Below are 6,682 nucleotides of genomic sequence, written 5' to 3'. Positions count from 1 at the left end.
ACTTAACATGCTCGGCGACGGTGCCTGCGACAGGGGACGTTGTGAGAATGACCGACGGCGACGCGTCGCGCAGCACCGAACTAACACGCTCATCGCTGACGCCACCCAGCGGAACCGAAAGCGGAACCACGATCTGTCCGGCCTGCAATGCGCCGAGAAACGCAACGATGTAGTCAAGCCCCTGTGGTGCCAATATGACAGCGCGATCACCCATCGACCCGCAATGTTTGAGCTCCCGTGCCACGTTCAGTGTTCGCCGATACAGCTGCGACCACGTCAGACTTTCGGCAACGCCGTTCCAGTCCTGCTCGTAGTCAATAAACGTGAATGCCGTGTCATTGGGCTGCAGACGGGCATGCTCGCGCAGCATAGTCGGAACGGATGTCTCAACCACGCGCATCAGGTTACCGTGGCCATCGCCGCCGCACCTTCGGAAAGAGAAGTTAAGTAGCCGCCTATCCTTCAGCCGCCGTCCAGACAAAAAGGTAGTGGGTCAGTTTGATCGTTTCGACCGATCCGCGCATCGAAATACGCTGCGAACGGCGCGAAGAACACCGGATCATCCAACAACGCATCCACACGAGCTAACTCAGCCGGCAACACCAACAGCTCCGACGGCAAGATTACGTCCCACAACGTCGGCTGATCACTTACAGTCCTGAGCACGACGGCCTCGATCCCTTCTAGCCCAAGGGTTCGAGGCCATCCTCTCCCCACGAAACTCCCACCTGAATTACGATTGCTGAGTCAAGCAGCGGACCAGGCTACTTGGTCGTTGCTGTGAGGAGGTTCGCGACGATTGTTGATCGTGCCCACCGCTCAGCTTGGGCGAATTCTTCGCCCACTATGAACACCATGGCGGTCACTCCGGTTGCTGTCATCGGCATGGCCTGTCGGCTTCCCGGAGGTATCGACTCCCCGCAGCAACTGTGGGAGGCGTTGCTGCGCGGCGATGACCTGGTCACCGAGATTCCACGCGACCGATGGGACGCCGACGAATACTATGACCCCGAGCCCGGGGTGCCGGGTCGGTCGGTATCGAAGTGGGGCGCCTTCCTCGACGACGTTGCCGGCTTCGATTCTGAGTTCTTCGGGATCAATGAGCGCGAGGCGATCGCGCTCGATCCGCAGCACCGGTTGTTGCTGGAAACCTCCTGGGAGGCCATGGAGCACGCCGGTCTGACCCGGGAGACAATGGCCGACTCGCTGACCGGCGTGTTTGTGGGGCTGACTCGTTTCGACTATCAATTGGTGACCGCCGATTCCCACGCAGTGGAGGGGCCGTATGGCTTTAGCGGCAACACTTTCAGCATGGCGTCCGGGCGGATCGCCTACACCCTGGGACTCCACGGTCTCGCGCTGACGGTGGACAGCGCATGTTCTTCTAGCCTGCTCTCGGTGCACATGGCCTGTCGCAGCCTGAACGACGGCGAAAGCGATCTCGCGCTCGCGGGCGGCGCCTTCGTGATGCTGGAACCGCGGAAGTTCCTCGCAGAGACGGCGCAGGGCCATCTGTCTCCCACCGGACGCTGCCATGCGTTCGACGTCGCGGCGGACGGGTACGTGTGCGGCGAGGCTTCTGCAGTGGTGTTGCTTAAGCGCCTGCCGGATGCGCTAAGGGATGGCGACCGGATCCTGGCGGTGGTGCGCGGCACGGCCGCTAACCAGGATGGCCACACCGTGAATATCGCGACACCATCGGCGACCGCGCAGACCGCAGCCTATCGGGCGGCGTTGGCTGTCGCGGGCGTGGACGCCTGCAGCATCGGCATGGTGGAGGCGCACGGCCCCGGCAACCCGGTCGGGGATCCCATCGAATACGGGAGCCTTGCCGAGGTTTACGGCGTCGATGGCCCCTGCGCGGTGGCGTCGGTGAAGACCAACTTCGGCCATGCCCAGTCGGCCTCCGGAGCTCTCGGGCTGATGAAGGCGGTGCTCGCGCTGCAGCATGGTGTGGTTCCACGGAATCTGCACTTCACCCGCCTGCCTGATGAACTTGCCCGCATTGACACGAAACTCTTTGTGCCACGGGAAAATACGACGTGGCCCAGCAGCGGTCACGTGCCCCGGCGGGCGGCGGTGTCGGCGTACGGGCTCTCTGGAACCAACGTGCATGCCATCTTGGAACAAGCACCAGAACAGGCTCCCGAAGCCGCTGCGCCCGAGGACATCCCAGCTGAACCGGCGGCTGCGGCACCACTGCTGTTCCCGCTGTCGTCCACCTCGGCCGACGAACTGCGCCGCACCGCCAGCCGCCTGGCTGACTGGGTAGATGCACACGAGGACGTGGCCTTGCCGGATTTGGCCTACACCCTGGCGCGTCGGCGCGCACACCGCCCGGTACGCACCGCCGTCATTGCCAGCAGCCTGCCGGAGCTCACTGAGGCTTTGCGCGAGATCGCCGAGGGCGATACTCCGTATCAGGCCGCGGTCGGGCGCGATGATCGGGGTCCGGTGTGGGTGTTGTCCGGGCAGGGTGCGCAGTGGGCCCGGATGGGCGCGGACTTGCTCGCCACCGAACCGGTGTTTGCCGCCACTGTCACGCAAGTCGAGCCGCTGATCGCGCGCGAGGCCGGGTTTTCGGTGACCGAGGCGATGACGGCGCCTGAGGTGGTGACCGGCGTTGAGCGGGTGCAGCCGACGCTGTTCACCATGCAGGTCGCGCTGGCCGCCACCATGAAGGCCTACGGGGTGCGTCCGGGCGCGGTGATCGGGCATTCGCTCGGCGAGACCGCGGCGGCTGTCGTCGCGGGTGCGCTGTCGCTGGACGACGGGGTGCGCGTCATCTGCCGCCGCTCGCGGCTGATGTCGCGCATCGCCGGTTCCGGCGCGATGGCGTCGGTGCAATTGCCTGCCAAGCAAGTGCTTTTGGAGCTGACGGCCCGCGGCGTCAAGGACGTCGTGGTGGCGGTGGTGGCTTCGCCGCTGTCCACGGTGATCGGCGGTGCCGCCCAGACGGTTCGCGAGCTGGTGGCGGCGTGGGAGCAGCGTGATGTGATGGCCCGCGAGATCGCCGTCGACGTCGCCTCACACTCCCCCGAAGTCGATCCGATCCTTGACGAGCTGACCGGCGTCCTCGCAGAGCTCAACCCGATGACACCGGAGGTTCCCTTCTACTCGGCGACACTGTTCGACCCGCGCGAGCAGCCGGTGTGCGATGCCCGTTATTGGGCGGACAATCTGCGCCACACGGTGGGGTTCGCCCAGACGGTACAGGCCGCTTTGGAGGACGGCTACCGGGTCTTCGCCGAGCTGGCACCACACCCGCTGCTCACCCACGCTGTCGAGCAGACCGCCCGCAGCCTCGACATGCAGGCGGCTGCTCTGGCCGGCATGCGCCGCGAACAAGCGCTAGCCCACGGGCTGCGTGGCTTTGTGGTGGATCTGCACAGTGCGGGCGCCGCGGTCGACTTCTCCGTGCTCTACCCGAATGGGCGGCTGGTGGACGCGCCGCTGCCGACCTGGACGCATCGTCGGCTGTGGTTGAGCCGCGACGGCCAGGAATCCCCGACACACGGCGGATGCACCGTTTCGACCGCCTTCGCCCAACGCAGCCCCTTCGCCGAAGCATTTCGCCCCAACGGGCAAAACCCAACGAGCACAAGCAAACGGCGTGCCGAGCTCGACGAGCTGCCCCCAGACGAGTGGCCCACCCGGCTGCGGCGTCTGATCTCCGACCAGGTCAGCCTGATCCTGCATCGCAGCATCGACCCCGACCGGCCGCTCTCCGAGTACGGCGTTGACTCGCTGGGCGCCCTCGAACTACGTGACCGCATCGAGACCGAAACGGGAATACGCCTCACTTCCAGCGACATCACCACTGGCACCGTTCGCGGTTTGGCGGAGCTGCTGTGCGAAAAGCTGGCGCCCGCGGAAGCCGCATCCTTTAACGGCCGCGCATCCAACGGTGATGCGCGGCCGGACAATCGGCTCGCGGTGGGTGACCACGCCTTGTTTGCGGGGCATCGCGCCACCGGCCAGGAGGTAGTCATACAGGTCGTGTGGGTTTATGAGCACGCTGTTGACTTCGATGGGCTGAGGCGCTTTCACCACAATCTCGGTTACGGGTTGTTGGGACGGCGCATCGAGCGTTCGCCGCTGCCGTTCGCCCGGCATCGGTGGGTCTTAGATCGGGGGCCGTCGGACATCGATATCGCTGAGTGCGCCCGTCCGCGCGCTGAACTTAGCGACTGGATTGATGAACGCTCACAACTGCCTGCTGATCCGGCATGCGAGCCCGGCTGGCATCTCGGCGTCCTTCCCCTGACGGACGGCTCGACCGCGGTCAGCCTGGTGGTTTCCCACTACCTGATCGACGGCCTTGGGCTCGACGCATCAATAGCTGATGCGGTCCTGGGCAACACGCGCGATCTTGGCTACCCCCCGCCGCGTTCGCGCACTCGACTGCGCGCGATGGTTCAGGATGCCCGCCAAACAGCGCAGGACGCACCCGAGGTTGCCCGGGCGCTTGTCGCGGCGGCAAAACAGGCCCGAAAACAGGCCCGTCGCCGGCACGATACTGCCCCATCGCCGGCATCGCGACCCGTGGCCCTCCGTGGAGGCGACGGCGATGACGCTGTCGTCGTGCCGGCTATCACGATCCACATCGACGTGGATGAGTGGGATGCGCGTGCGAAGGCTCTTGGCGGAACGCGTAGCACGCTGGTTGCCGGGTTGGCTGCGAAACTCGGGGAGCGCGTGGGGCGCCGACGTGCCGGTGATGGCGCCGTCACCCTGCAACTTCCCATGAGCGAACGCGCCGAGGGTGATACGCGTGCGATGGCAGTGTCGTATACGAGCGTCAGCGTCGACCCGACGCGGGTAACGACGGATCTGCGTGACGTCGGCGCCGCCATCAACCAGGCGCTGAGGACTCTGCGGGAGACGCCAGATGAGTCGTCGCAGCTCCTGTGGCTGGCATCGTTCACGCCGAAGCGGGCGTGGAAACGGATGGCCGATACGCTGGCCGCCGACCCCGATCTCCCGGTGTTTTGTTCTTACCTCGGCGACACCGACTCGGCGATATGCCGCCTCGATGGCACCGACGCCGAGTGCGCCTACGCACGAGCGCCCGGGCAATGCGTAACGCGACGGTGGCTTGAGTGGATAGGCGGCCAAATGGCCGTGCTGTCTGGGCGCATCGGCGGCAAGATCTTTATCACCGTCAGTGCCTACCAACCGGGCGCCAAGAACACAAAGCCCGCTTTGCGTGAGCTGGCTGCGCGCACGCTGGCTGAGTTCGACCTGACTGGCGAGATCGACTAACACTAACGAATCGTCCCCAACGCCGACGGCGTCGCTGACCGCGTGACCTTCATCGTCGATCCCAACGGCGGTGACGATGCTGTGCGACCCGAGTTCGGCTCTCCCCCCAATAGAATTGGACGCACTTGGCGCCGAAGTGTGGGCGTTGCACCAGTACCTGATCGGGCTGCGGCGTCGCCATCCATGGCTGCATTCGGCTTCGACCACGGCGTTGCGGCTGGACAATCGGCACTACGTCTACGAGACCCGCAGTGGCGATAACGCGCTGCTGCTCGCGCTCAACATCGACGACGAGCCGCTGCGCCTGGTGCTGTCGGAGTTCGGCACGGCACGCGGACAGGTCGTCGGCGGATCGGCGGCCCCGCCGCAGGAGGTCGTGGACACGCTGGTTGTGGAGCCCCAAGGCTGGCGGATAGTCAGCGCCGCCTAGGAACTTGCCAGACGCGCCACCGTCAACGGGTCTTCCCGGCCACCGTAGTACTTGTCGAGCAGCGTGATGAAGTCCTCGTTGTCGTCGGCGGCGCGGGCGAACAGCGTGATCGATGAGCACAGCTTCAGATCGTCGGGCGAGCCGAAGATCTCCCCTACCGATCGGCCTTGCACCTGGTTGACCAGCTCGGTGCACTCACGCAATCGCGGCCCGAGCAGCCCGTGGCGCAGATATGCGCCGGCTTCCTCGAGCGAGGAGATTCCATAGCGGACCGCCGTCGGGCTCCCACCCAGGCCGCGCAGTTGTGGGAAGACAAACCACATCCAGTGACTGCGTTTTCGTCCGCCGCGCAGCTCGTCGACGACGTTGCGGTAGACCGGAGCCTGCGCGTCCACGAAGCGCTTCAGGTCGAAGGGGTCGCTTGCCGAGTCCATGTGACTACGGTTGCACATATGGCAGTCAAGCGGCGAGTGCCCAGAGTGCGCGACCTGGCGCCGCTGATCCAGTTCAAACGGCCGCAGTTCGACGCGACCAGGCGCCGCCTCGACGCCGCGTTCACCATCGAAGATCTGCGCCGCATCGCCAAACGCCGCACACCCAGGGCGGCGTTCGACTACACCGACGGCGCGGCCGAGGACGAGCTGTCCATCGAGCGGGCCCGACAAGCGTTCCGCGACATCGAGTTTCACCCGACGATCCTGCGCGACGTCAGCAATGTGACCGCCGGATGGGACGTCCTGGGCCAGCCGGTCGTCTTGCCGTTCGGGATCGCGCCCACCGGATTCACCCGGTTGATGCACACCGAGGGCGAGATCGCCGGCGCACGCGCCGCGTGGCGGGCGGGGATTCCGTTCTCGCTCTCCACCCTGGGGACCACCGCGATCGAAGACCTGGTGACCGCTGTTCCGCAGGGCCGCAAGTGGTTTCAGCTGTACATGTGGCGTGACCGCGACCGCTCGATGGCGCTGGTGCAGCGCGCGGCCGACG

Annotated in this window: 4 protein-coding genes and 3 pseudogenes; 4 read left to right on the top strand and 3 right to left on the bottom strand. The window is 65.7% G+C overall.

The genetic code is table 11. From position 1 onward, the window contains the following. On the bottom strand, positions 1 to 400 hold a 400-nt coding region (locus ACLP4W_RS21355; RefSeq protein ID WP_442389369.1), incomplete at its 3' end, for an AMP-binding protein. A gap of 107 nt (positions 401 to 507) precedes the next feature. Next, a pseudogene (locus tag ACLP4W_RS21350) lies at positions 508 to 666 on the bottom strand (ISNCY family transposase); the annotation flags it as partial. A 180-nt stretch (positions 667 to 846) separates the two neighbouring features. Between ACLP4W_RS21350 and ACLP4W_RS21345 the strand changes: the two are divergent. The 3 genes and pseudogenes from ACLP4W_RS21345 to ACLP4W_RS21335 all read left to right on the top strand — a co-directional run. Beyond that, positions 847 to 3,486 (top strand): annotated as a pseudogene (locus tag ACLP4W_RS21345) (type I polyketide synthase); the annotation flags it as partial. Beyond that, positions 3,484 to 5,265, top strand: a complete 1,782-nt coding sequence (locus ACLP4W_RS21340) for an acyl carrier protein (RefSeq protein WP_442389371.1) — start codon at positions 3,484 to 3,486, stop codon at positions 5,263 to 5,265. The pseudogene ACLP4W_RS21345 and the gene ACLP4W_RS21340, both read left to right, overlap by 3 nt. Positions 5,266 to 5,331: 66 nt before the next feature. Beyond that, positions 5,332 to 5,695 (top strand): annotated as a pseudogene (locus tag ACLP4W_RS21335) (DUF3459 domain-containing protein); the annotation flags it as partial. Here ACLP4W_RS21335 and ACLP4W_RS21330 read toward each other — a convergent pair. Then, the gene (locus tag ACLP4W_RS21330; protein WP_442389367.1) at positions 5,692 to 6,129 is read right to left on the bottom strand and encodes a DUF1810 domain-containing protein; all 438 of its coding nucleotides are present in this window, start codon (positions 6,127 to 6,129) and stop codon (positions 5,692 to 5,694) included. The pseudogene ACLP4W_RS21335 and the gene ACLP4W_RS21330 sit on opposite strands and share 4 nt — an antisense overlap. Positions 6,130 to 6,147: 18 nt before the next feature. Between ACLP4W_RS21330 and ACLP4W_RS21325 the strand changes: the two genes are divergently transcribed. Beyond that, positions 6,148 to 6,682, top strand: a 535-nt coding sequence (locus ACLP4W_RS21325) for an alpha-hydroxy-acid oxidizing protein (RefSeq protein WP_442389366.1), incomplete at its 3' end; no start/stop codon positions are given.

Origin of the sequence: Mycobacterium sp., assembly GCF_052145595.1 — a bacterium.
Classification (GTDB): domain Bacteria; phylum Actinomycetota; class Actinomycetes; order Mycobacteriales; family Mycobacteriaceae; genus Mycobacterium.
Note: the sequence above shows the minus strand (reverse complement) of the source record. Positions and strands in the feature narration are given on the sequence as shown.